The organism is Cryobacterium arcticum (genome assembly GCF_003185895.1).
Classification (GTDB): domain Bacteria; phylum Actinomycetota; class Actinomycetes; order Actinomycetales; family Microbacteriaceae; genus Cryobacterium; species Cryobacterium arcticum.
On the sequence record NZ_QHLY01000005.1, the window covers coordinates 697907 to 721505 of the forward strand.

The 23599-nt window shown below is 69.1% G+C and carries 20 protein-coding genes; 7 read left to right on the forward strand and 13 right to left on the reverse strand.

The features are described 5' to 3' along the window. Positions 1-6: 6 nt before the first annotated feature. The 3 genes from CTB96_RS04975 to CTB96_RS04985 form a co-directional block, all read right to left on the reverse strand. Positions 7-1341, reverse strand: coding sequence for an enolase C-terminal domain-like protein (locus CTB96_RS04975; RefSeq protein ID WP_110125761.1), 1335 nt, complete (start codon positions 1339-1341; stop codon positions 7-9). After that, a complete protein-coding gene (locus CTB96_RS04980; RefSeq protein ID WP_110125762.1) occupies positions 1338-2984 on the reverse strand; it encodes an aldehyde dehydrogenase (NADP(+)) in 1647 nt (548 codons plus the stop codon). The genes CTB96_RS04975 and CTB96_RS04980 overlap by 4 nt, the downstream gene beginning before the upstream one ends. Positions 2985-3096: 112 nt before the next feature. Continuing rightward, a complete protein-coding gene (locus tag CTB96_RS04985; RefSeq protein ID WP_110125763.1) occupies positions 3097-4005 on the reverse strand; it encodes a LysR family transcriptional regulator in 909 nt (302 codons plus the stop codon). Positions 4006-4125: 120 nt separating this feature from the next. Here CTB96_RS04985 and CTB96_RS04990 point away from each other — a divergent pair, with 120 nt between their 5' ends. The 4 genes from CTB96_RS04990 to CTB96_RS05005 are packed head-to-tail and all read left to right on the forward strand — an operon-like array spanning position 4126 to position 8251. After that, positions 4126-5109 (forward strand): 5-dehydro-4-deoxyglucarate dehydratase, encoded by a 984-nt coding sequence (locus CTB96_RS04990; protein WP_110125764.1) that lies wholly within the window; start codon positions 4126-4128, stop codon positions 5107-5109. Between the two features lie 39 nt (positions 5110-5148). Further along, a complete protein-coding gene (locus CTB96_RS04995; RefSeq protein ID WP_110125765.1) occupies positions 5149-5949 on the forward strand; it encodes an IclR family transcriptional regulator in 801 nt (266 codons plus the stop codon). A gap of 38 nt (positions 5950-5987) precedes the next feature. After that, positions 5988-7259 (forward strand): glucarate dehydratase family protein, encoded by a 1272-nt coding sequence (locus CTB96_RS05000; RefSeq protein WP_110125766.1) that lies wholly within the window; start codon positions 5988-5990, stop codon positions 7257-7259. Next, a complete protein-coding gene (locus CTB96_RS05005; protein ID WP_248283215.1) occupies positions 7256-8251 on the forward strand; it encodes a 2-hydroxyacid dehydrogenase in 996 nt (331 codons plus the stop codon). Before CTB96_RS05000 ends, CTB96_RS05005 begins: the two co-directional genes overlap by 4 nt. A 27-nt stretch (positions 8252-8278) precedes the next feature. On the opposite strand, the gene CTB96_RS05010 is transcribed toward CTB96_RS05005, so the two are convergent. From CTB96_RS05010 to CTB96_RS05035, 6 genes are read right to left on the reverse strand one after another with little or no spacing between them, the layout of a single operon-like run. Then, entirely contained in the window at positions 8279-8998 is a 720-nt protein-coding gene (locus CTB96_RS05010; protein ID WP_110125767.1) for a sulfite exporter TauE/SafE family protein, read from the reverse strand. After that, positions 8995-10014, reverse strand: coding sequence for an ABC transporter ATP-binding protein (locus CTB96_RS05015; RefSeq protein WP_110125768.1), 1020 nt, complete (start codon positions 10012-10014; stop codon positions 8995-8997). The genes CTB96_RS05010 and CTB96_RS05015 overlap by 4 nt, the downstream gene beginning before the upstream one ends. Then, positions 10007-11032: an ABC transporter ATP-binding protein gene (locus CTB96_RS05020; protein WP_110125769.1), complete on the reverse strand. Its 1026-nt coding sequence runs from the start codon at positions 11030-11032 to the stop codon at positions 10007-10009. Before CTB96_RS05020 ends, CTB96_RS05015 begins: the two co-directional genes overlap by 8 nt. Beyond that, positions 11032-12042, reverse strand: coding sequence for an ABC transporter permease (locus tag CTB96_RS05025; RefSeq protein WP_110125770.1), 1011 nt, complete (start codon positions 12040-12042; stop codon positions 11032-11034). Before CTB96_RS05025 ends, CTB96_RS05020 begins: the two co-directional genes overlap by 1 nt. Then, complete coding sequence (locus tag CTB96_RS05030) at positions 12023-13012, reverse strand: ABC transporter permease (protein ID WP_110125771.1); 990 nt, start codon at positions 13010-13012, stop codon at positions 12023-12025. The genes CTB96_RS05025 and CTB96_RS05030 overlap by 20 nt, the downstream gene beginning before the upstream one ends. Positions 13013-13048: 36 nt before the next feature. Then, complete coding sequence (locus tag CTB96_RS05035) at positions 13049-14545, reverse strand: ABC transporter substrate-binding protein (RefSeq protein ID WP_181397139.1); 1497 nt, start codon at positions 14543-14545, stop codon at positions 13049-13051. A 406-nt stretch (positions 14546-14951) separates the two neighbouring features. Between CTB96_RS05035 and CTB96_RS05040 the strand changes: the two genes are divergently transcribed. Next, on the forward strand, positions 14952-15935 hold the full coding sequence (locus CTB96_RS05040) for a 2-hydroxyacid dehydrogenase (protein WP_248283216.1): 984 nt from the start codon (positions 14952-14954) through the stop codon (positions 15933-15935). Positions 15936-15970: 35 nt separating this feature from the next. On the opposite strand, the gene CTB96_RS05045 is transcribed toward CTB96_RS05040, so the two are convergent. The 4 genes from CTB96_RS05045 to CTB96_RS05060 all read right to left on the reverse strand — a co-directional run bounded on the left by CTB96_RS05045 (position 15971) and on the right by CTB96_RS05060 (position 21285). Further along, positions 15971-17125 (reverse strand): alcohol dehydrogenase catalytic domain-containing protein, encoded by a 1155-nt coding sequence (locus CTB96_RS05045; protein ID WP_248283217.1) that lies wholly within the window; start codon positions 17123-17125, stop codon positions 15971-15973. A 199-nt stretch (positions 17126-17324) separates the two neighbouring features. Further along, on the reverse strand, positions 17325-17879 hold the full coding sequence (locus CTB96_RS05050) for a DUF5655 domain-containing protein (RefSeq protein WP_110125773.1): 555 nt from the start codon (positions 17877-17879) through the stop codon (positions 17325-17327). Positions 17880-18025: 146 nt separating this feature from the next. Further along, complete coding sequence (locus CTB96_RS05055) at positions 18026-20542, reverse strand: glycoside hydrolase family 65 protein (RefSeq protein ID WP_110125774.1); 2517 nt, start codon at positions 20540-20542, stop codon at positions 18026-18028. Next, positions 20539-21285, reverse strand: coding sequence for an HAD family hydrolase (locus CTB96_RS05060; RefSeq protein ID WP_248283218.1), 747 nt, complete (start codon positions 21283-21285; stop codon positions 20539-20541). Before CTB96_RS05060 ends, CTB96_RS05055 begins: the two co-directional genes overlap by 4 nt. 333 nt (positions 21286-21618) lie before the next feature. Between CTB96_RS05060 and CTB96_RS05065 the strand changes: the two genes are divergently transcribed. After that, the gene (locus CTB96_RS05065) at positions 21619-22485 is read left to right on the forward strand and encodes an AraC family transcriptional regulator (RefSeq protein ID WP_110125775.1); all 867 of its coding nucleotides are present in this window, start codon (positions 21619-21621) and stop codon (positions 22483-22485) included. Between the two features lie 110 nt (positions 22486-22595). Continuing rightward, positions 22596-23585 carry an ABC transporter substrate-binding protein gene (locus CTB96_RS05070; RefSeq protein WP_110125776.1) on the forward strand — a complete coding sequence of 330 codons (990 nt, stop codon included), beginning with the start codon at positions 22596-22598 and terminating at the stop codon, positions 23583-23585. Positions 23586-23599 lie beyond the last annotated feature (14 nt).

Here is a 23599-nt window from a genome sequence, read left to right on the forward strand (position 1 = left end):
GGAGGGTCAGCGCACGAGGGCCGGGCGCTTGGGGTTGAATGCCCAGTCCTTCACCAGGTACTGCATGGCGATGGCGTCGTTCCGGGCGCCGAGCCCCTCGCGCTGGTAGAGCTCGTGCGCGGCGGCCAGCTTGTTCTCGTCCACCGTCACGCCCAGGCCGGGAACGGTGGGTACCTGCACCCGGCCGCCACGAATCTGGAGCGGATTCTCGGTCAGGCCCTGGCCGTCCTGCCAGATCCAGTGGGTATCGATGGCGGTCGGTGTGCCCGGCGCCGCCGCGGCGACGTGAGTGAACATCGCCAACGAGATGTCGAAGTGGTTGTTGGAGTGCGACCCCCACTGCAGGCCCCAGTCGTCGCAGAGCTGCGCCACCCGCACCGAGCCGCTCATGGTCCAGAAGTGCGGGTCGGCCAGGGGGATGTCCACGGCGTTGGAGCGGATGGTGTGACCCATCTCCCGCCAGTCGGTGGCGATCATGTTCGTGGCTGTGCGGAGGCCCGTGGCCCGCTTGAACTCGGCCATCACCTCCCGGCCGGAGTAGACGCCCTCGGCGCCGACCGGGTCTTCGGCGTAAGCGAGCACGTTGCGAAGCGACCGGCCAACGGCCACGGCCTCCTCGAGCAGCCAGCCGCCGTTCGGGTCGAGAGTGACCCGGGCGGTGGGGAACCGCTCGGCGAGGGCGGTGACGACCTCCGCCTCCTCCCAGGCGGGCAACACTCCGCCCTTGAGCTTGAAGTCGGCGAAACCGTACCGGGCGTGCGCGGCCTCGGCCTGCTGCACGATCCCGGCGGCGTCGAGCGCCGGCCGGTGCCGGGCGGTCGACCAGGCATCGCCGCCGGACTCCGCCCCGCGGTAGGGCAGGTCGGTCGCTGCCGCGTCGCCGACGAAGAACAGATAACCGAGCATCTCCACCGCGTCCCGCTGTTGCCCGTCACCGAGCAGCGCCGCGACCGGCACGCCCAGATGCTGGCCGAGCAGGTCCAGGTGCGCCGATTCCAGCGCCGTGACCACGTGGATGGTGGTGCGCAGGTCGAAGGTCTGCAGGCCCCGGCCGGCGGCGTCGCGCCCGGCGAAGTGCCGGCGCACGGTGCCGAGCGTGCTGCGGTAGGCGCCGAGCAGGGCTCCCACGACGAATTCCCGCGCGTCTTCCAGCGTGCGGCGGATGTCGTCACCGCCCGGCACCTCGCCGACGCCGACATTGCCGTTGCTGTCGGTGAGCAGCACGATGTTGCGGGTGAAATACGGCCCGTGCGCGCCGCTGAGGTTGAGCAGCATGCTGTCGTGACCGGCGACCGGCACCACCCGCAACGACTCGATCACGGGTGTCTCCGGGGCGCTCATGCCGGGGTCTGCTCACCGTCGCGGGTGAGTTCACCGTCACGTTGCCGCCAGACTCCGAGCGGATTGTCGTCCTGCAGCACGGCCGGAAGCAAACCGGCCGGCAGGTTCTGATAGCTCACCGGGCGCAGGAACCGCTCGATCGCCAACGCGCCGACCGAAGTGGTTTGACCGTTCGACGTGGCCGGGAACGGGCCGCCGTGCACCATGGCGTGGCCGACCTCGACGCCGGTCGGCCAGCCGTTGAACAGCACCCGGCCTGCCCGCAACTCGGCCTCGTCGAGCAGAGCCTGCGCCCCGGGCTCGTCTTCGGCGGAGTGGATGGTGACCGTGAGCTGGCCCTCAAGGCCGGCGAGGATCTCGGCCATCTGATCGACGCCGTCCACGGTGACGACCAGGCTTGCCGGGCCGAAGATCTCCTCCTGCAGGGTCTCGTCGGTCAGGAAGGTGTGTGCGTCGGTGACGAAGAGCTGCGGCACCCCGCAGACCGCGACGGCCGGGGCGGCCTCGCCGTGTGCGAGGTTCGTGACGTCGGGGTGGTCTCCGAGCACGCCGGCGCCCCGGTCGAAGGCGTCCCGGATGCCCGCGCTGAGCATGGGCGCGCCGGCCACCTGGCGTACGGCGTCGGCGGCGGCCGCGGTGAAGGCATCCGCCGGCGCCCCTCGCGGCACGAAGACCAGGCCGGGGCTGGTGCAGAGCTGGCCGTTGCCCGTGCTGACGGAGGCGACCCAGGCGGCGCCAAGCTCGGCCGCCGCCGTGTCGAGCGCCCCGGGGAGAACGAAGACCGGATTCACGCTGCTCATCTCGGCGAACACCGGGATGGGTTCCGGCCGGTTGCGCGCCGCGTCGACGAGGGCCATGCCTGCGGTGCGCGACCCGGTGAACCCGACGGCTTTGATTCGCGGGTGGCTGACCAGGGCGATGCCCACGCTGGCTCCGCCGCCGAAGAGGAGCGAGAACACGCCGGGGTGCAGCTCGTGTTCGGCGACGGCCGCACTGATCGCCCGGCCGACGAGCTCCGATGTTCCGGGGTGGGAGCTGTGCGCCTTCACCACGACGGGAGAGCCGGCCGCCAGCGCGGAGGCGGTGTCACCGCCGGCGACAGAGAAGGCGAGCGGGAAGTTGCTGGCGCCGAAGACGGCCACCGGCCCGACGGAGATCTTGCGCAGCCGGATGTCGGGGCGGGGCAGGGGACTGCGGTCGGGCAAGGCCGGGTCGATCCGGGCATCGTGGAACGTGCCGGTTCGGAGCAACCCGGCGAAAAGGCGCAGCTGGCCCGTGGTGCGGGCCGTCTCGCCCTGCACCCGGCCGCGGGGCAGCCCGGTCTCGGCGATCACCCGGTCGGTCAGCACGTCGCCGAGGGCGGCGATGTTGTCGGCCACGGTCTCGAGGAACGCCGCCCGCGCGGCCGGCGTGGTCTTCCGGTAACTCCCGAAGGCGGCCCAGGCCAGTTCGGCGGCCTCGTCGACCTCCGCGGTGCCGACCAGACCGTAGCTGGGAGCCAGGGTGAGGCCGGAGGCCGGGTCGGTGCCGGCGATCTCGCCGTGACCGCCATGCACGGGGCGCCCGCCGATCAGGGAGGCGCCGGTCAGATCGGTCCCGAGGGCGGTCTTCGGCAGGGAAATCGGATCGCTCTGGATGGTCATCGACGCACTCCTCGGGGCTCAGGCGCGTTTCTGCGCTCGTTTCAGCGTAGAAAGGACCGACGGCGGCGCCAACATGAAATCTGCATGCATCGATTCACTGGATGCATCGAAGTCACGGATTCTCGACCGCGGATTGAAAGATCTCCAGCACCTTCTGCACCGCCGGGTTGTCGTTGTCGTCCCGCCAGGCCACATCCAGTTCGATCCGCGTGCGCTCACTGAGCGACGGTGGGATGGCCAGCGTCTTGAACACAACCCCGTCGGGCACGAACCGCTGCGCCGACTCGGGCACCAGGGTGAGGCCGAGGCCGGCCTGCACGAAGGCGAGCAGGGCCGGCACCTGGCTGGCGTACTGGATGATCACCGGCTGGCTGCCGGCCGCGGCGAACAGGTTGAGCAAGAGGTCGTGGAAATACCGGGCCTGGCTGGGCGAGTACATCAGGAGCGGCTCGCCGTGGAAGTCGAGCAGGGAGAGCGGCTCCGGCTTGTCGGCGAGGTGACTGCCGATCGGCACCGCGGCCACGAGGTGTTCGGTCATGACCGGGCGGGTGAGGATGCCCGGGCGGCCGACGAGCGGGCGCAACAAGCCCAGGTCCACGGTGCCCTTGACCAGTTCGTCCATCTGGTCGGTGGTCACCAGTTCGCGCAGCACCAGGCTCACGTCGGGCATCTCGTCGGCGGCCCGGCGCAGCAACAGCGGCAGCGCGCTCATGGCCGCCATCGCGGTGTAGGCGATGGTCAGGGTGCCGGTGGCTCCCGACCCCACCCGACGCACATCGACGGCCGACTTGGCGGCGAGGTCGAGGATACGGCGCGCGTTGGGCAGCAGGGACTGCCCGGCCGCGGTGAGATTGACCCGGCGGCTGGTGCGGTTGAACAGCAACGTGCCCAGTTCGCGTTCCAGCAATTGGATCTGCCGGCTGAGCGGCGGCTGGGTGATTCGGAGGCGATCGGCGGCCGCACCGAAGTGCAGCTCCTCGGCCACGGCCACGAAGCATTCGAGTTGGACGAGTGAAAACATCGATCTACTCCTTGAATCAAACTGTGCATATATTAGCTTGGACCTGAATCGATTGCACTTTATCGTTCTTGTTATTGCAAGGCGACGAGCTGTTTCGGCAGCTGACCAGAGGAGTGCTCAGTGTTCGACGGCGTACTGTTTTTTCCGCTCACCCCCTTCAGCGCAGACGATCAGGTGAATCACGAGGTGCTCGCAGAGCACCTCGAACGCGGTCTGGGCTATGCGCCGGGCGGGATCTTCATCGCCTGCGGCACCGGTGAGTACCACGCGCTGTCGCCCCGCGAATTCAGCGCGGTGGTGCGCACCGCCGTCACGACCACGGCCGGCCGGGTGCCGGTCTTCGCCGGTGCGGGCGGGCCCGTGGCCCTCGCCAAGGAGATGGCCGTCGCGGCCGCCGAGGCCGGGGCAGACGGGCTGTTGCTACTGCCGCCGTACCTGGTCGGCAGCCCGCAGGCCGGGCTCGTCGACTATGTCAAGGCCGTCACCGCCGTCACCGACCTGCCCGTGATCGTCTACCACCGTGGCAACGCCAGGTTCACCGTGTCCAGCGCGGTGGAAGTGGCCGCGCTGCCGACCGTGGTGGGGTTCAAAGACGGTGTCGGTGACCTCGACCTGATGTCGCGCATCGTGCGCGCCGTGATCGACAGCACCGCGGCCGCCGGCAAGGCCTTCACCTTCTTCAACGGCCTGCCGACCGCCGAAGCCTCGCAGAGCGCCTACCGCGCCATCGGGGTGACGCTCTATTCCTCGGCCTCGTTCGCTTTCGCCCCCGAACTGGCGGTGGCCTTCTACGAGGCGCTCGAGACCGGCGACCAGGCCTTGACGGACGACCTCAGCCGCGCCTTCTTCCACCCGATCGTGCACCTGCGCGATCAGGTGCCCGGCTACGCGGTCTCGCTGGTGAAGGCCGGAGCCGAACTCGGCGGCATCCGCGCCGGACACGTGCGGCCCCCGCTGGTGGACATGTCGCCGGAACACCGGGCTGAGCTGGCCGAGATCATCTCCGCCGGCCAACGGGTGCTCGCGGCCCACACCGGGGCAGCGGATGCGCCACAGAGGCAGACGCCATCTTCCTACGTAGACGCCGAGGTGCTGCTCGGATAGGCTCGGCCGCAAATCTGCGTCCGACCGAAGGAGTTTGAGATGCCAGCATCAGAGCACCCGGAAACTGGTGTGCGAGACGTGAAATCCGCCGCGCGCACCGTGGAATTGCTGGAGGTGCTCAGCAGCCGGCACAACCGGCCCACCAGCATCCGGGAACTGAGCGAGGAAATGGGGGTGCCGCGCAGCAGCCTGCACGCACTTCTCCGCACCCTCGCCAAACACGGCTGGGTGCGCGGCGACAGCACCGGATCGATGTACATGATCGGCATCCGGGCCCTCCTGGCCGGCACCAGCTATCTCGACTCCGACCCGTACCTGCCGGTGGTGCAGACCTTCCTCGACGACCTCAACACCCAGCACGACGAGACCTTCCACTTCGGCCGGCTCGACGGCACCGATGTCGTCTACCTCGCCACCCGGGAATCCAGTCGCTACCTACGCGCGTACAGCCGGGTGGGTCGTCGCCTGCCCGCCTTCGCCACGTCGCTGGGCAAGGCCCTGCTCGCCGAACTCCCCGCCGCGAAACTGGCCGAGCACCTGCAGCCCGATCCGGCGGCGCTGACGCCGCGCACCCTGGTGCGGCGGGCCGACCTCGACGCTGATCTGGCCGCCACCCGCGAACGCGGCTACGCCGTCGACAACGAGGAGAACACCCCGGGGCTGCGCTGCTTCGCGTTCGCCCTGCCCTACTCCGAACCCGCCACGGACGCGATCAGCGTGTCCCTCCCGCTGTCCCGGCTCACCGAGACCAGGGAACACGAACTCATCGCCGGCCTACGGCTGGCCAGCCAGAAGATCGGAAACATCGTGCGGCCCCTCAAGGACGCAGCCTGGACCTGACACCTGCCCGGCAGGTGCGATAAGAAGGAGCAGTACCCGTGGAACAACACCTCATCACCGACATCGTGATCACCCCGGTCGCGTTCCGTGACCTGCCGCTGCTGAACACCGTGGGCGTGCACGAAACCTACGCGCTGCGAGCGATCGTGGAGATCGTCACCGATTCCGGCGTCACGGGGGTGGGGGAAACCTACGGCGATGCCCCGCACCTCGCCCGGCTGCAGCTGGCCGCGCGCAGCCTGATCGGAGTGGACGTGTTCAGCATCGGCGTGATGCGGCTGCGCATCATCGAGGCGCTGCGCGGGGACACCACGGTGGGCGGCCACGGCATGAGCGGCATGGTCACGGGGTCCAGCACCCCCGACCGGGTGCTCTCGCCGTTCGATGTCGCCGCCCTCGACATCCAGGGCAAGGTCGTCGGCCGGCCGGTCAGCGACCTGCTCGGCGGCGCTGTGCGCAGCGAGGTCGCGTTCAGCGGATACCTCTTCTACAAGTGGGCCGGGCATCCGGGCCAGGCCGACGATGCCTGGGGTGCCGCGATCGACCCGGCCGGCATCGTGGCGCAGGCGCAGCGGATGGTCACCGACTTCGGCTTCTCCGCACTCAAACTCAAGGGCGGGGTGTTCGAACCCGAGGAAGAGGTCGAGGCCATCCTGGCCCTCCGGAAGGCCTTCCCTGGCCACCCGCTGCGCTTGGACCCGAACGCCGCCTGGACAGTGCCGACCTCGGTGCGAGTGGGTCAAGCCCTGGACGGCGTGCTCGAGTACCTCGAGGACCCCACCCCGGGGCTGGCCGGAATGGCCGCCGTGCGCCGCGAGGTGCCCATGCCCCTGGCCACGAACATGTGCGTGGTCAGCTTCGACGATGTGGCGCCGGCGGTCGCCGCCGGGTCCGTCGACGTGATCCTCTCCGACCACCACTTCTGGGGCGGCCTGCGCCGCAGCCAGGCGCTGGCCGGCATCACAGAGACCTTCGATCTCGGCCTGTCGATGCACTCCAACTCCCACCTGGGCATCAGCCTCGCGGCCATGGTGCACCTCGCCTCGGCCACTCCCAACCTGGACTACGCCTGCGACACCCACTGGCCCTGGAAGGACGCCGCAGAAGACGTGATCGTACCCGGCGCCCTCGGGTTCGAGAACGGCTCCGTGCGGGTACCGACCCTGCCCGGTCTGGGCGTGGAACTCGACCGGGATGCCCTGGCCCGGCTGCACGAGCAGTACCTCGCCTGCGGGCTGCGCAACCGCGACGACACCGGCTACATGCAACGCATCCAGCCCGACTACGAGCTGGTGAGCCCACGCTGGTGACCACGCCACTGAACGTGCTCGTCACCGACCGCATCCTCAGCCGGTTCGAAGCCGAACTCACCCGTGGCGACGACACGGCCCGCTGGACGATCGCCGCCCACCGGAGCCCGGAGCGGATCCTCGCCGAGCTGCCGCACACGGATGTGCTGGTCTGTTCGGCCATGACGCCGGAGATGGCGGCCGCCGGCCGGAACCTCAGGCTCGTGCAGGTGACCGGCGCCGGGTTCGACAAGATCCCTCTGGCCGACCTCGCCCCGGGCGTTGCCGTGGCCAACACCTTCCACCACGGCCGGCCCATCGCCGAGCACGTGATCATGGTGTCGCTGATGCTCAACCGGCACGTGCTCGCCGCGGATGCCCAGATGCGGGCCGGCCGTTGGCTCACCGTGGCCACCGACCCTGACGTGGCCTTCCACGGCGTGCTCGCCGGCCGTTCCGTCGGCGTGCTGGGCCTCGGCGGCATCGGCCAGGAGGTGGCCAGGCTCGCCGGCGCGCTCGGCATGACCGTGCAGGCCATCCGGCGCAATCCGCACGGCGCCGTGCCCGCCGACCTCGACCTGGCCTGGGTGGGCGGCCTGGCCGAGCTGCCCCGGCTGATGAGCACCTCCGACATCGTCGTTGTCACCATCCCGCTCAGCGACGACACCCGCGGGGTGGTGGATGCCGCGGCACTGGCCGAGATGCGGCCCACCGCGATCCTGGTGAACGTGGCCCGCGGTGCCGTGGTCGATGAAGACGCCCTGTTCGCGGCGCTGTCCGCCGGCAGCATCGCCGGAGCGGGCATCGACGTGTGGTGGGGTGCCCCGACCGGGGCCGATGCCCCGCCGGCCGCACGGCGCTTCGCAGCGCTCGACAACGTGGTGCTCACCCCGCACCACTCCGGCCACGCTCGAACCACCTTCGAGCTGCGGGCCGCGGACATCGCCGCGAACGTGCGCAACCTCGCCGAGGCGAAGCCGCTGATCAACCAGGTGCGGGCGCCGCTGGCCTGAGCCGGCCAGGCTGGCGGCGTCACGTCGTCAGCCGACGAGCTGGGCGCCGATCAGCAGCACCGCGCCGAGAGTGGAGACGCCGAGCGCCACCAGCCGAAGCCGCCGGTGGTCGAGCAGCCGGTTGGCGTAGCGCGAGAGCAGGTAGCCCAGAAGTACCGCCGGAATCATCCACAGGGCCAGGGTCACCGTCTGCCGGGTCACCGCGCCCACGGCGACCAGGGCCACCAGGGAGATCGACGAGCCGACCAGGAAGAACGCCGACATCGTGCCGCGCAGTCGCGGTCCGTGCGAGCGCTGCCAGATGAGGGCCATCGGGGCGCCGCCGATCGAGGTGGTCGTGCCCATCACGCCGGATGCCGCCCCGGCCGAGATCAGGGAGAGCCGGCTGGGCACCGGTGCCCAGCCGGCGAAGGCCAGGATGACCCCGCCGAGCACGACCAGGGCCACCAACCAGGCCAGGCCCTGCGCGGGCAGCACGGCGACCAGCCAGGCGCCCGCCAGGCTGCCCGGGATGCGGCCCACCAACGCCCAGCCCGCTCCCTTCACATCCAGTGCCGCGCGCTCCCGCACCGCCACCATCGCCGTCACCACGACGGCGAGCATGATGATGGAACCGGGCAGCAGGGTCGGATCGATCAGCCCGATCACCGGGGCAGCGAGCATACCCATGCCGAACCCGATCGACGCTTGGAGGGCGGAGGCCGCGATCAGGGTCACCGCGATGATGCTGATCTCCAGCCAGGTCACGAGGCGTGAGCCAGCTGTTCCGGTTCGTCGCGGGTGGGCTCGATCGGGAAGTGGCACTCACTGATGTGTTCCGGGTTGTCCAGCGCGGCCCGCGGCTCCGGGGCCAGGGTGGCGCAGATGTCCTGCGCCTTCCAGCACCGGGTGCGGAACCGGCAGCCGGACGGTGGGTCGAGCGGGGACGGCATCTCGCCCTCGAGGATGATCCGCTGCCGCGGGGCGGTCGCGGTCACATCGAGGTGCGGCGAGGCCGACATCAGCGCGGCGGTGTACGGGTGACTGGGCCGGTCGAAGACCTCCTCGGCGGTGCCGGTCTCCACGATCCGGCCGAGGTACATGACCGCGACCCGGTCGGCGACGTGGCGCACCACGGAGAGATCGTGCGAGATGAAGATGTAGGCCACGCCAAGCCGCTGCTGCAGGTCGTTGAGCAGGTTGAGCACCTGCGCCTGCACGGAGAGGTCCAGCGCGGAGACCGGTTCGTCGAGCACGATGACGTCGGGGTTGAGGGCCAGGGCCCTGGCGATGCCGATGCGTTGCCGCTGCCCGCCGGAGAACTCCTGCGGGGACTTCCCGGCGTCGCTGGGGCGCAGGCCCACCAGGGTGAACAGTTCGCTCAGCCGGGCCTGGCGTGCCGCCTTCGTCGGGTAGAGATCCCGGTGGGTGGCCCACGGCTCCGAGACGATCTCGCCCGCGGTCATGCGGGCGTTCAGCGATGCGAACGGGTCCTGGAAGACCATCTGCACCCGGCGGCGCCAGGCGAGCAGTTCGCGGCTCTTGAGCCCGAACGGGTCGACCCCGTCGAAGCGCACGCTGCCGCTGTCTGGAGTCTCCAGCATCAGGAGCGTGCGGGCGAGGGTGGATTTTCCGCAGCCCGATTCACCGACCAGCCCGAGGGTCTCGCCGCGGTTTACATACAGGTTGATCTTGTCGAGAGCGCAGAGGGTGTTGTTGCCCTTCGCGCCGGGCACGTGGAAGTTCTTCGTGAGCTCACGCACATCCAGCAGTGCTTCAGACATTGTCCAGCTCCTTCGAGAAGTGGCAGGCGACAGCGCGGTCGTCGCCGGCGGGTTCGAGCGGTGGGCTCACCGCGCGGCAGATGTCCTGCACCAGCGGGCAGCGGGACTGGTAGACACAGCCCACGGGGATGTTGTGCAATTCGGGTGGGGAGCCGGCGATGGATTTGAGGTCTTCGCCCCGGCCGATGTTGGCCGGCACCGAGTCCAGCAGTCCCCGGGTGTACGGGTGGTGCGGTCGGGCGAACACCTCACGCACCGGGCCGGTCTCCACGACCTTGCCGGCGTACATCACCGCGACGGTGTCGGCCTCTTCGGCCACCAGGGCCAGGTCGTGCGTGATCAGTACCACTGCCATGTGGGTTTCGGTGCGCAGGTCTCGCAGCAGCGCCATGATCTGCGCCTGCACCGTCACATCCAGTGCCGTGGTCGGCTCGTCCGCGATCAGCAGCCGCGGATTGAGGGCGACGGCCATGGCGATCAGTACCCGTTGGCGCATGCCGCCGGAGAACTGGTGCGGGTAGGAGTCCACCCGCGACTCGGGTTCGGGGATGCCGACCCGGCGCATCAGCTCGACGGCCTTGACCTTGGCCGCCTTCGCCGACAGGCCGTGGTGGATGCGGAACGCCTCGCCCAGCTGGGTGCCGACGGTGTACACCGGGTTGAGCGCGGTGAGGGCGTCCTGGAAGACGATGCCGAGCTCAGGGCCGGCAAACTTGCGGCGCTCCTTGGGCTTCAGCCGGGCGAGGTCGGTGCCGTTCAGGCGCACCTCACCGCCGGCCACGTCGGCGACGGGGTCGAGCAGGCCGGCGATGGCCTTGGCGGTCATCGACTTGCCACAGCCGGATTCGCCCAGCAGGGCGATGGTTCGGCCGGAGAACGCCTGGAAGCTGACGTCGTTGACGGCGCGCAGCGTGCCCTTGGGGGTGCGGATCTCGACGACGAGCCCGTCGACATCCAGGACCAGTTTGTTCTCGGCCCGTACGGTGGACTCGCTGACGGTCTGGGTGATGGTGCTCATCACGCCACCTCCTTGACGGGCATACGGGCGATGAAACGCTTGCGCTTGTGCTTGAGGGTGAGACGCCAGCGCTGCGCCGGGTCGGTGGCGATGCGGAGCCACGCGGCGAGCACATTGGCCGCGACGGTGGTGATCACGATGGCCAGGCCGGGGAACAGCGACAGCCACCAGGCGGTCTGCAGGTATTGGCGGCCCTGGGCCACCATCAGTCCCCAGCTCACGTCCGGCGGCTGGATGCCGATGCCGAGGAAGCTCAGCGACGACTCGGCGAGCATGACGTAACAGAACTCCAGCGTGGCGAGGGTGAGCAGGGTGGGCAGCACCACCGGGATGACGTGCCGGCGGATGATCGCGGCCGGTTTGGTGCCGAACGTGCGCGCGGCATCCACGAAGGTGCGGCTCTGCAGCTCGGCCGACTCGGCCCGGGCGGTGCGCAGATAGATCGGGATGCGGGTGAGCGCGAGGATCAGCACGATGTTGGCCGCGCTCGGTGAGAAGACGTACAGCACGACGACGGCCAGCAGCAGCGACGGGAAGCTCATGATGACGTCGGCAATGCGCATCGAGATCGTCTCCCGCCAGCCGCGGTGGAAGCCGGCCCAGACGCCCCAGAGGGACCCGATCACCAGGGAGATGCCCACGGCCGGCAGCGCGACCGACAGAGTGGTCTGGGTGGCGACCACGAGCCGGGCGAGCATGCTGCGGCCCAGGGAATCGCTGCCCAGGATGAACTGCCAGCCCTCCGCCAGGCTGAACGGCGGCCGATTGGTGGCCGACAGGTTCTGCTGGGTGGCCAGGTCGCCCATCAGGGTGGGGCCGACGAGGGCCGTGAGCCCGACGAGCACCAGCACGATCGCCGCCGCGGTGGCGAACCGGTCTTTCAGCAGCAGGTGGAACAGACCGGGCTTGCTGGTATCCAAAGTGCGGGGCAGCGCGATGACCTCGGTGCTCGGCGGGGTGACGGACCGCCCGCCGGGCGGCAGCTGCGGGTTAGCGAGTGGGCTGGACATTGAGTTTCCGTTCCTGGGCTGCGGCCGGGGTGACCCGGCGCTTCCTCGCCCTGGTCGTTGGCCGCACTCGGGCGTCGAGCATGGCGTAGCCGAGGTCGATCAGAATGTTCAGGGCGAAGATCGAGATGGCGGTGAGCAGCACGGCCGCCTGCAGCACGGCGAAGTCGCGCTGCAGGATCGAGTCGATCATCAGCTTGCCGATACCGGGCCAGCCGAAGATGGACTCCACCACAACGGCGCCGTTGATCAGGCCGACGGCGAGGTCGCCGGCCACGGTGAGGGCCGGAGCGGCGGCGTTCCTCAGGGCGTGCCGACTGACCACTCGCACCTCACTGGCGCCCTTGCTGCGGGCCAGTTTGATGTAGGGCTCAGACAGCGAGGTCACCATGGCGCCGCGCACGATCTGCACCAGCACCCCGAACGGCCGCATGAGCAGCACCGCGATCGGCAGCAGCCAGGAGGTGGGACTGCTCACCCCCGAGGTGGGCACCCAGCCCAGGGTGATCGCGAAGACCCAGATGCCCATGATCGCCAGCCAGAAATCCGGGATGCTCGCGGCGGCCATCGAGGCAAAGCTCGAGATCCGGTCGACGATTCCGTTGGGCTTCAGCGCTGCCCAGCTGCCGACGATGACGGCCAGCACGACGGCCAGCAGCATCGTCACCCCGGCCAGCTGGAGGGTGGCCGGGAAGGCCCGCAGGACCATTTCGCCTGCGGGCTCCCCGGTGCGAAGCGACACCCCGAAGTCCAGCCGGAGGACGCCACCGAAGTAGTTCGCCATCTGCACCAGGAGCGGGTCATCGAAGCCGTTGCGGGCGGTGAAGTCTTCCCGCATCTGTTCGGTGGCGTTCAGCGGCAGGTACAGGCTGGCGGGGTTACCGGTCAGCCTGGCCAGGGCGAAGACACCGACGATGACCACGATCAGCGGGATGGCGCTGGAGATGATCCGGCGTCTGAGGAAGGTCCACACGGGGGTTCACGTCCTTTCGGCTACAAAAACGGTGTCTCAGCTCACGGGCGTGATCTCGGCGAGGCGCAGCTCGTCACCCGACGAGGAGTTCGGCGTGTAGTCCACCGCGGCGGCCTTGCCGATCACTCCGGTCTGATGGGCGATGAAGGCGAACTGCACGATCTCCTCGTTCTGGTACTCGAAGATGTCCTGGTAGGCGCTCTCGCGGTCGTCGCCGGTCAGCACCGAGGCATCCGTGAGCCGAGTGTCGAACTCCGGGGTGCCGTAGACGCTCTGCGCACCGGTGGTCGTCATGTACTGCTCGACACTGAACGCGGCGTCACCGGCCTGGTTGCCGTGCTGGATGAGTAGAGCGATCGGTCCCTCGTTGGTGACGAACGGACGCAGCTGGTACTGCAGGTGGGCGGACGTGTCGACCATCTTCAGTTCGACATTGAGGCCGGCCTGGGTGAGCTGCTCCTGCAGGATCTGGCTCATCTCGGAGACCTTCGGGAACTGGGCGTTGCGGGCCACGATGGTGATCTTCTCGTCAACGGGCACGCCGTCGGCCTTGGCCTCGGCGACAAGGGCGCTGGCCTTGGCCACGTCGAACTCCCAGGGCTTGAGGTCTGGGTTGTGGCCGACGATGCCCTCCGGCACGAGCTGGGCAGCCGGGATGTGGGCGCCCTGATACAGGGAGTCGGTGATGCCCTGCTTGTCGATCGCGTAGTTGATCGCCTGGCGCACCCGGATGTCATTGAGCGGGGCGATCTCTGCGGTGAGGCGGAGTGCCACGGTCTCGTTGTTCGGGTAGTCCAGGCCGAGGTCGCCCGCGCCGTCGTCGGCGCCGAGGCCCATGGCCAGGTCGGCTTCACCGCTGGTGATCATGGCCGCACGCACGGTGCCCTCCGCCCGCCACTGGTATTCGGCCTCGGCGTAGGCCGGAGCGTCACCCCAGTAATCGTCGTTGCGCTCCAGGGTGAGTTTGGTGCCGGCATCCCACTGCTTGACCTTGTACGGGCCGGTGCCAACGGGCTCCCGCACCTTGGCGGCGGTGTCTGTGCTCGGCGGCACGATCTCCACGAAAGAGAGGCGCAGGGGCAGGATCGGGTCTGGCGTGACGGTGCTCACGGTCAGCGTGGTCTCGTCGACGGCGGTGACCACGAGGTCGTTGTCGCCGAAGACGTAACCCTCGACGTTGCAGCCCAGGTCGGAGTTGACCGCCCGGTCGATGGCGAATGCTGCCGCCTCGGCGTTGAAGGGTGTGCCGTCCGAGAAGGTGACGTCATCGCGCAGAGTGAAGGTCCACTCGGTATCGCCCGTGGCTTCCCACTCGGTGGCAAGCAGCGGGTCGAGGTCGCCGGTCGTGGGGTTCCTTTCCACCAGCGGCTCGGTGATGTTGGAGCGCACAACAACCCCGGTCGAGGTGAGATTCGCCTCGCAGGGTTCCAGGGTCGGCGGCTCCTGGGGGAGCACGATGCGGACCAGGTCGGCTGAGGTCGTGCCGGTGCTCGGCTCTGAGTTGGCCACTGCGCAGGAACTGAGGATGAGCATGGAGCCGGCAGCGATGGCTGCTCCGACGAGCCCGGAACGCGGGCTCCGAAATTTGTGGTTCGCTGAGGTTGAAGAAGAAGACGACATTGGTTCCTCCGGATTATTGTGAGACGCCGCCGGGAAGCTACCCGGCGGGTCACGTCTACAAGTGAAGCTAAGGTCTCGACTCGTAGACACGTTCAGCTTGTGCGGCAGCGGGGGACCGAGTCAAGGACCGAGTTCCGCCTCGGCCGAGCCGGAAGCCTTCCCAGCGCCGCCGGAGCGGCCCGCGGCGCGGAATCGGTGCTTCCCCAGCCACGGAATCATGCGGATCTTGACGTGTAGAGCCCTTTTCATGCTGGCAGGGTATCGATCAATTCGAATTACGTCTTGGACGGTTCCGCGCCCCGAAGCCTAACCTTCGAGCGTGACCACTCCCTCTGCAACCGTCCTCAACGACCGTCACCTGCCGCCCCTGAGCGGGGCCGTCTTGCAGGTGGGACCGCTTCTGCCGGCCCTGCAGACGGAGATCACCGCAGAGTTCGCCGCGCGCCGGCTGCCCGACGATGGCACCCGCGCCGCCTTCCTCGCTCAGTTCGGCGCCGGTATCCGGCTCGCCGTCACGTCGGGCAAGGTGGGCGTTGATGCGGCTCTCATCGACGCGCTGCCCAATCTTGCCGCGATCGTCAATTTCGGCGTCGGCTACGACACCACCGACGTCGGCGCGGCTCGGGCCCGGGGGATCGGCGTGAGCAACACCCCCGACGTGCTCACCGACTGCGTCGCCGATACCGCGCTCGCTCTCCTCCTCGACGTCTTCCGCCGCATCACCGTCGCCGACAACTTCCTGCGGGCCGGCAGCTGGAGCGCGGGTAACTTCCCCCTCGCGACCCGGTTCTCCGGCACCCGGATCGGGATCGTCGGGCTCGGCCGGATCGGCGGCGCGATTGCGACCCGGCTGGAAGGCTTCGGCTGCACGATCTCGTACCACAACCGCAACGCCGTGCCGGGGTCGCCCTACGCCTATGCGGCCTCGATCACCGAGCTCGCCGCCGGCTGCGACGCCCTGGTGGTGGCTGCGGCGGGCGGCCCGGACTCCGAGCGGATCATCACCGCCGAGGTGCTGACCGCGCTGGGGCCACGGGGCTACCTGGTGAACATCGCCCGCGGCTCCGTCGTCGACGAACCGGCCCTGGTCGACGCTCTGCTCGCCGGCCGGATTGCCGGTGCCGGGCTGGACGTCTTCGCAGACGAGCCCCGGGTGCCCGCGGCGCTGCTCGGCCTGAAGAACGTGGTGCTGCTGCCGCACATCGCCAGCGGAACGCACGAGACCCGCCGGGCCATGGCCGACCTCACGATCGAGAACATGCGCAGCTTCCAGGCCGACGGCACACTCGTCACCCCGGTCTAGGCCGCGGACAGGCCGCGCGAAGACGCGAGGCAGGGTCAGTCGAAGATGATGATCTGACGCACCGCGTTGCCGTCGGCCAGGGTGTCCATGCCCTCGTTGATGTCGTCGAGGCGGATGTGGCTGGAGATGAGGCTCTCCACCGGCAGTTTGCCCTCCCGCCAGAGCTGGGCATAGAACGGGATGTCGCGGGCGGGTACCGCCGAGCCGAGGTAACTGCCGATGATAGTGCGCGCCTCGGCGGTGATCGTGAGCGGGGACACCGCAGCGAGCTGGTCGGCGGCGGGAAGCCCCACCGTGACAGTCGTGCCGCCGGCGGCGGTGACGAGCACCGCAGTCTCGAAGGCACGCGGATGCCCCACCGCCTCGATCACGACGTTCGCCCGCACCCCCTGCTCCAGGGCCTGGTCCGGGGTGTAGACCGAATCGGCGCCCAGCTCGAGCGCCTGCTCGAGCTTCGCCGCCACGGAGTCGATGCCGACCACTCCGGCCACATCGAGCGACAGAGCCGTGATCAGGGCGGCCATGCCCACACCGCCCAGGCCGACGATCGCCACGGTGTCGGTGGGGCCGGGCTTGCCGGCGTTGATCACCGCGCCTCCGCCGGTGAGCACCGCGCAGCCGAGGACCGCGGCGATGTCGGGCGGCACGTCGTCGTCCACCGGCACGACCGAGAACCGGTTGACCACCGCGTGATCGGCGAAGGCGGAGACGCCGAGGTGGTGGTGCACGGGTTCGCCGTCGATGCTGAGCCGGCGGGCCCCGCCGAGCAGGGATCCGGCATTATTGGCGGCACTGCCGGGCAGGCAGGGCAGCTTGCCGCCGGTGAGGCAGCCGGCGCACTCGCCGCAACGGGGCAGGAAGGCCATCACGACCCGCTGGCCCACCTCGAGGTCGGTCACTCCGGCGCCCAGTTGCACCACCCGGCCGGCGGCCTCATGGCCGAGCAGCATCGGGGTGGGACGCACCCGGCTGCCGTTGACCACCGAGAGGTCGGAGTGGCAGAGCCCGGCGGCCTCGATCCTCACCAGGATCTCGCCGGCGCCGGGACCGTCGAGGTGGAGGTCGAGGATTTCGAGTGGCCGCGAGGTGGCGTAGGGGCGGGCGGCACCGGTGCTGCGGAGCACGGCGCCGCGGATGGTGCGAGCGGCGACGGTGGGCGGAACGGGGGCGACGACGGTGTCGGAATCCACGGGGTGATCTCCTTGGTGAGGGGTACTCACCCTATCGCCGGCGGTTGAGGATGCGAGGGAAGTCACGGGTCTCGACAAGCTCGACCAGCGGACCAGCGGACCAGCGGACTGGCGGTTGAGGATGCGGGGGAGGTGACGGGGTCTCGACGGGCTCGACCGGCGGCCCGGCGTCACGCACCGGCGGGGTGAGCGGGGCGGGTCAGGCGATCTCGTAGGCGCGGCGCAGCCAGGCGAGCACCTCCGGGGTGAGGTCGGCCGGGTCGGCCAGGCGCACCCGGTGGGTGACCATGCTGTTCCAGCTGCCGGATGCCTCCAGCACGTCTGCCCCCTCCACCCGGGGCAGTTTGAGGCCGAGGTCGAGCCGGCCGGCGGTGACCTGCACGATCGCGAACTTGCCGGTGCCCTTGAGCAGGCTGATGTAGCTGTTGGTGGGCGCGAGATTCACCTCGCCGAGTTCACGGGCGGCAGCGAGCAGCCGTTCATAGGTGCCCCGCCAGTGCGCCTTGGCGCCGCTGAACTGGGCGTTGATCTTCTCCTCCACCGGCAGGCGCTGGCCGGCGACCTGGCCCAGGGCGGAGACCAAGGCCATCGAGTGGCCGGTGCCGAGGCCGTAGTCGGCTTTGAGCCAGGCGACGATGTCGGCGGTCTTCACGTCGGTCCCGAGCAGGCCCTTCGCCGCAGCGGCCACCCGGAAGTCCTCCGGGCCGAGGCCGGTCTTCGCCTTGATCGTGTCCAGGTAGGCCTGGGAGGTCATGGGGCTCCTCGCGACGGGTGGCCAGGGGCCACGATGAAATCGGTGGCCTCACCGTAGCAGGGCCGCACGGCGGGGAACGACGGAGGGCCGCGCATCCGCCCGCCGCTGATGCAGGAGGGGAGGCGCGGCCCTGGCCGGTGCGAACGCTAGTCGAGCGTGGGCATCTGCTCGGTGATGTGCGCGATCGTGGGGATCGACGAGGTGATCACGGTGCCGTCCGCGCGCCGGCTGCTCTCGATGAGCGCCGTCGTGGGTGCGCCGGGGTCACGGGCGCCCTGGTGCGAGAGCGGAATGACCTCTGGCATGCCGGCCGTCACGACGACCTGCAGGCCACGCACGGTGAGCCTGGCCTCTGTGCCTTCTTCGATGCTGAGGTGCACGTTGGTCTGCGACACCGCCACCCGCAGGCGTGAGCCCTTGAGAGTGACGCGGAAGACCAGTTCGTCCCAGTCCTCTGGCAGGCGTGGGTCGAGCGTGATGCGACCGCTGTGGTCGCGCAGGCCGCCGAAACCGTAGACCAGCGCGCTCCACACGCCACCGGCGGATGCGACGTGCACACCGTCGGCCGCGTTGTGGTGCAGGTCGGCGAGGTCGACGAACAGGCCGGAGGTGAAGTACTTGAGCGCGAGCTCGTGGTAGCCCACCTCGGCGGCGATGATCGACTGCACCACGTCCGAGAGCGTTGAGTCGCCCGTGGTCAGCGGGTCGTAGTAGTCGAAGTCGGCCCGTTTCTCTTCCGGGGTGAACTGGTCGCCCTGCAAGAGCAGCGCCAGCACCACGTCGGCCTGCTTGAGCACCTGGAAACGGTAGATCACCAGCGGGTGGTAGTGCAGCAGCAGCGGCCGGTTCTCCGGCGGGGTCTGCTCGAGGTCCCAGCGTTCCTTCTCCAGGAACTGGGCGTCCTGCGGGTGGATGCCGAGGTTGCGGTCGAACGGGATGTGCATCGCCTCGGCGGCGAAGGACCACTCCATCACCTCGGCCTCGTCGAGCTTCAGACGGGAGGCCATGGCGTCGAACGACGCCCGGTCCACCGAGAGCAGCCGGCGCACGCTCTTCACCGCGGCGCGCAGGTTCGAGCGCGCCATGATGTTCGTGTACAGGTTGTCGTTGACGACAGTGGTGTACTCGTCGGGTCCGGTGACGCCGTGGATGTGGAAGACATCGTTGCCGTTGCCGCGCCAGAACCCCAGGTCAGCCCACATTCGAGCGGTCTCCACCAGAATGTCGATGGCCTCGCGGGCGAGGAAGTCCTCATCGCCGGTGGCCGCGACGTACTGACTGAGCGCATAGGAGATGTCGGCGTCGATGTGGTACTGGGCCGTACCGGCCGCGTAATAGGCGCTGGATTCCAGGCCGTTGATTGTGCGCCAGGGGAACAGCGCGCCGAGCTGGTTGAGCTCGGTGGCGCGGGCACGGGCGTGGTCGAGCATGCCGTGCCGGAACCGCAGCGCATTCCGCGCCGCGTTCGGCGAGGTGTAGGTGAGGAACGGCAGCACGTAGACCTCGGTGTCCCAGAAGTAGTGCCCGCCGTAACCGGAACCGGACACCCCCTTGGCCGAGACACCCTGGCCGTCGGCGCGCATCGACGCCTGGGCCAGCTGGAAGAAGTTCCACCGGGTGGCCTGCTGCAGCGCCGGCTGGCCGGGCAGTTCGACGTCCGTGCGGGCCCAGAACGCGTCGAGCCAGTCGCGCTGCTCCTGGATGATGGCCGCGACGCCGGTCTCACGGGCCCGGTCGAGGGTGCGGTCGCAGCGGTCGGCGAGCTCGTGCGTCGGTACGCCGGCGGAGGTGTGGTAACTCAGCGTCTTGGTGATGCGGATGGGGTTGCCCATCTTGGCCTTCACCTTGTAGACGTGCTTGGCCAGGTCGTCACCGAGCTGCGAGGACTCGTCGAACTCGTTGATCGTGTCGATCGAGTGGTCGGACGCCGTGGCTATGGTCATGCCGGAGTTGGTGCAGCGGAAGCCGAGGATGTAGCGGCCGTTGGAGGCGCGCTTGAACCGCGGCTGCAGCACCCGGTCGGTGAACGACTCGGCCCGGCGGGGGTCCCAATCGTTGGTCGAGCCCGACTTGGGCCGGTCGTACTCGCCGATGCCGTCCTGCCGGTTGAGGGTCTGGCTGGAGATGACGACCGACGCGTCGGAGTCGAGCATGGTGACCTCGTATTCGAGCACGGCGAGGTGGCGTTCGGTGAACGACACCATGCGGCGCGAGCGAATCAGCACCTGCTTGCCCGACGGGGTGCGCCAGACCAGCGACCGCGACAGGATGCCGTCGGCGAAGTCGAGCCGGCGTTCGTAGCTGAGCAGTTCGGCGAGGGTGAGCACGAGTGGCTCGTCGTCGACGTAGATGCGGATGATCTTCGCATCCGGCGCGTTGACGATCGTCTGGCCGACCCGGGCGAACCCGAAGGCCTCCTCGGCGTGCCGGATGGGCCAGGTCTCGTGGAACCCGTTGATGAAGGTGCCGTGCACGTGGCCGTCGCGGCCCTCGTCGACGTTGCCGCGGAGGCCGAGGTAGCCGTTGCCGACGGCGAACAGGGTCTCGGTGCGGCCCATGTCGTCGCCGGAGAAGTCGGTCTCCACCAACGCCCACTCGTCGAGCGGGAAGCGGCTGCGGTCGAGCGGGTCGGAAAGGTTCTGGATGGCAGCGTCGATGGTCATGCGTGCACTCCATTCACGGTCGAATTCTCGGTGGAGGACGGGTCGGTGCCGTCGACCAGGGGCAGCAGTTCGTCGAGGTCGGTGACGACGGTGTCGGCGCCGGCCTCGAAGAGCACCTCGGCGCCCACGCCACGGTTCACGCCGAGCACCAGGCCGAAGTTGCCGGCCCGGCCGGACTGGATGCCGGATTCGGCGTCTTCGACGACCACGCACTCGGCCGCGGTGAGACCCAGCAGCTCCGCGCCGAAGGCGTAGGTGTCCGGGGCGGGCTTGCCGGCGAGTTTCTCGGCCCGGGCGCGCACGCCGTCGACGACGATCTCGAACCGGTCGCGGAGGCCAGCCGCGGTGAGCACCATCTCACCGTTCAGCGAGCTGGTGACCACGGCGACCTGCAGGCCGGCCGCGACGACAGCGTCGAGGAAGCGTAGCGAGCCGGGGTACGGGCTGACGCCGTCTTCGGCGAGGGTCTCGTTGAATGCCTTGTTCTTGCGGTTGCCGAGGCCGCACACGGTTTCGAGCTCCGGTCCATCCGTCGGGTCGCCGTCGGGCAGGGAGAGGCCGCGGGAGGCCAGCAGGGAGCGCACGCCGTCGTAGCGCGGCTTGCCGTCGATGTAGCCGAAGTAGTCGGCGTCTGAATACGGTTTCACGTCCTGTGCGGCGAGGAAAGGGGTGAACAGGCGCGACCAGGCGCTCATGTGCACTTCGGCGGTGGGGGTGAGCACGCCGTCCAGATCGAAGAGCACGCCGCGCGCGCCCAAAATCCGGTCGCGAGTCTCAGCGGGGGACAGTGGGGAGTGGGGGGAAGTCAATATGGAGCCCTGCTTGGTAGTTGCTAAAGAAGATGGCTAAAACCGGGTAGTCGAGCTTGTCACTAGCTCTGCAGATCACGAAATTCGTACCGGGACACGCCTCGAGGTCTGGGAGGCGCAATCATGCATCTCGATCCTAGAACTTGGACCTGTCCTGGGGGATGCCTCCGTGTTAACGTTCTGTTGCCGATCGGCCGGAACGCCGGTCTGGACGCCCCCAGAACGAGTCGCACGGCGCCGTGACTAATCCCACTATGATCAGACGCCATGCAGGGAACTGGACAGATGATCGAGACGCTGTGGGCCACTTCGGTGCTGGGCGAGCACCCGGACAGCCCGCTGGACGAGGTGCGGACCGCCCTGACCGGTGAGCCGTGGTTGCTCACCACCCAGGCCATCACCAGCACCTCGGGGGAGCGCTGGGCCGACGGCGTGCATGACGAACACGAACTCATCTTCTCCGACAGCGGAGTGCTCACGGTCGAGGCCGACGGGCGTCTCTGGGTCACCCCGATGGGGCTCGGCATCTGGATTCCGGCGGGCATGACCCACCACGTGACGGCGGAGCCGGGCACCCTCTTCTACGTGACCTACTTCGCCAGGGACCGGGTCTCGGTGCCCTGGTCCGGTACGACCGGCATCGGGCTCACCACCCTGCTGCGCGAGCTGCTGCTCACGAACAAGTCGGCGATGCTCGACGACGCCGTGCGCCTGCGCATCCAACAGCTCATCGTCGACCTGCTCGCCCCGGTGCGGTCGGCGTCGCTCGATGTGCACCTGCCCACCGACCCGGTGCTGCGCGCGGTCGCCGAAGAAATCCTGCGCAACCCGGCCGACAGCGGCACGAGTGCGGACTGGGGCAGCCGGCTCGGGGTGAGCGGGCGCACCATCAACCGCCGCTTCGAACGCGAAACCGGGTCGAGCCTCACCCAGTGGCGCATCACGGTGCGGATGCGCCGCGCCCTGATCAGCATCGCCGCGGGCCGGTCGGTGGTGTCGGTCGCCCGGGATCTCGGCTACACCAACGCGAGCACCTTCATCCAGCTCTTCCGCCAGACCACCGGCCACACTCCTGCCGCCTACTTCCGTTCCTTCGGCGCGGCCGGACTCGAGGGCGACGCCGGCACCCGGTGACGATCTGTCAACAAAACAGTATGAATTGTCCACCCACCTGGATGGCGACGTGGTTACGATCTCTTAGGTAGGTATGCCTTACCTAACTCACGCCTCCGAGAAAGACAACCATGACCCGTCCTTCCCCGCGCTTCCGACTCGCCGCCCCCCTCGCGCTCGCTGCGCTCCTCGTCGGCCTGACCGCCTGCTCCGCTGACGCCGGCGACGCCGGCACCGCCGCGGACGACGACACCCGCACCGTGGCCACGGCCTACGGCGACGTCGAGGTTCCCGCCGACGCGCAGCGCGTCGTCGCGGTCTCCTACGACACCCCGTGGCAGCTTGCCGCGGTCGGCGTCACTCCCGTGGCGATGCAGGACTACTCGGCCTACGCCGAGTCGTTCACGGCCTCGCAGCAGGAGCTGATCGCCGACACCGACACCGTCGGCGCATTCTTCGAACTCAACATCGAGGCCGTCATGGCGGCCGAACCCGACCTCATCGTGGGCGACGTGCTCGAGATCGACGAAGCGACCTTCACCGAGCTGTCCAAGATCGCTCCGACCGCGATCTTCGAGGGCGAGTACCGCGGCGACTGGCGGGCCATCGGTGCCGGTATCGCCGACGCCGTCGGCCAGGCAGATGTCTTCGACAGTGCCAAGCAGAGCTATGACGACGAGCTCGCCCGGGTTCAGGGTGACTACGCCGATGTTCTCGCGCGCCCGTGGGCCGCGATCGGCGACGGCGACGTGGAGGGCGGCTTCTCCGTGCTCTACCCCGGCGGATCCGTGGGCGCACTGTTCTTCGACGACCTGGGCGCCACGCCGGCGTCGAGCATCCCCGAGGAAGAAGAGGGCGACAAGGGCTGGATGTACATCTCGCCCGAGCTGACCACCACCGTGCTCGGCGGAGCCGAGATCATCGTGACGGGTGCAGACCCGATGGGTGAGCTCTCCGACTCGCTGACCGGCACGCTGCAGACGCCGCTGTTCACCGCCCTTCCCGCCGCCCAGTCCGGTCAGGTCTACGGCGTCTGGTCGAGCGTGACCGACTACGGCACCGCGCTGGAGTGGTTGGGTGCTGTCGAAGAGACCGTGCTGATCCCCGCGTCCGCCAGCTGAGGTTCCCCCGAGCC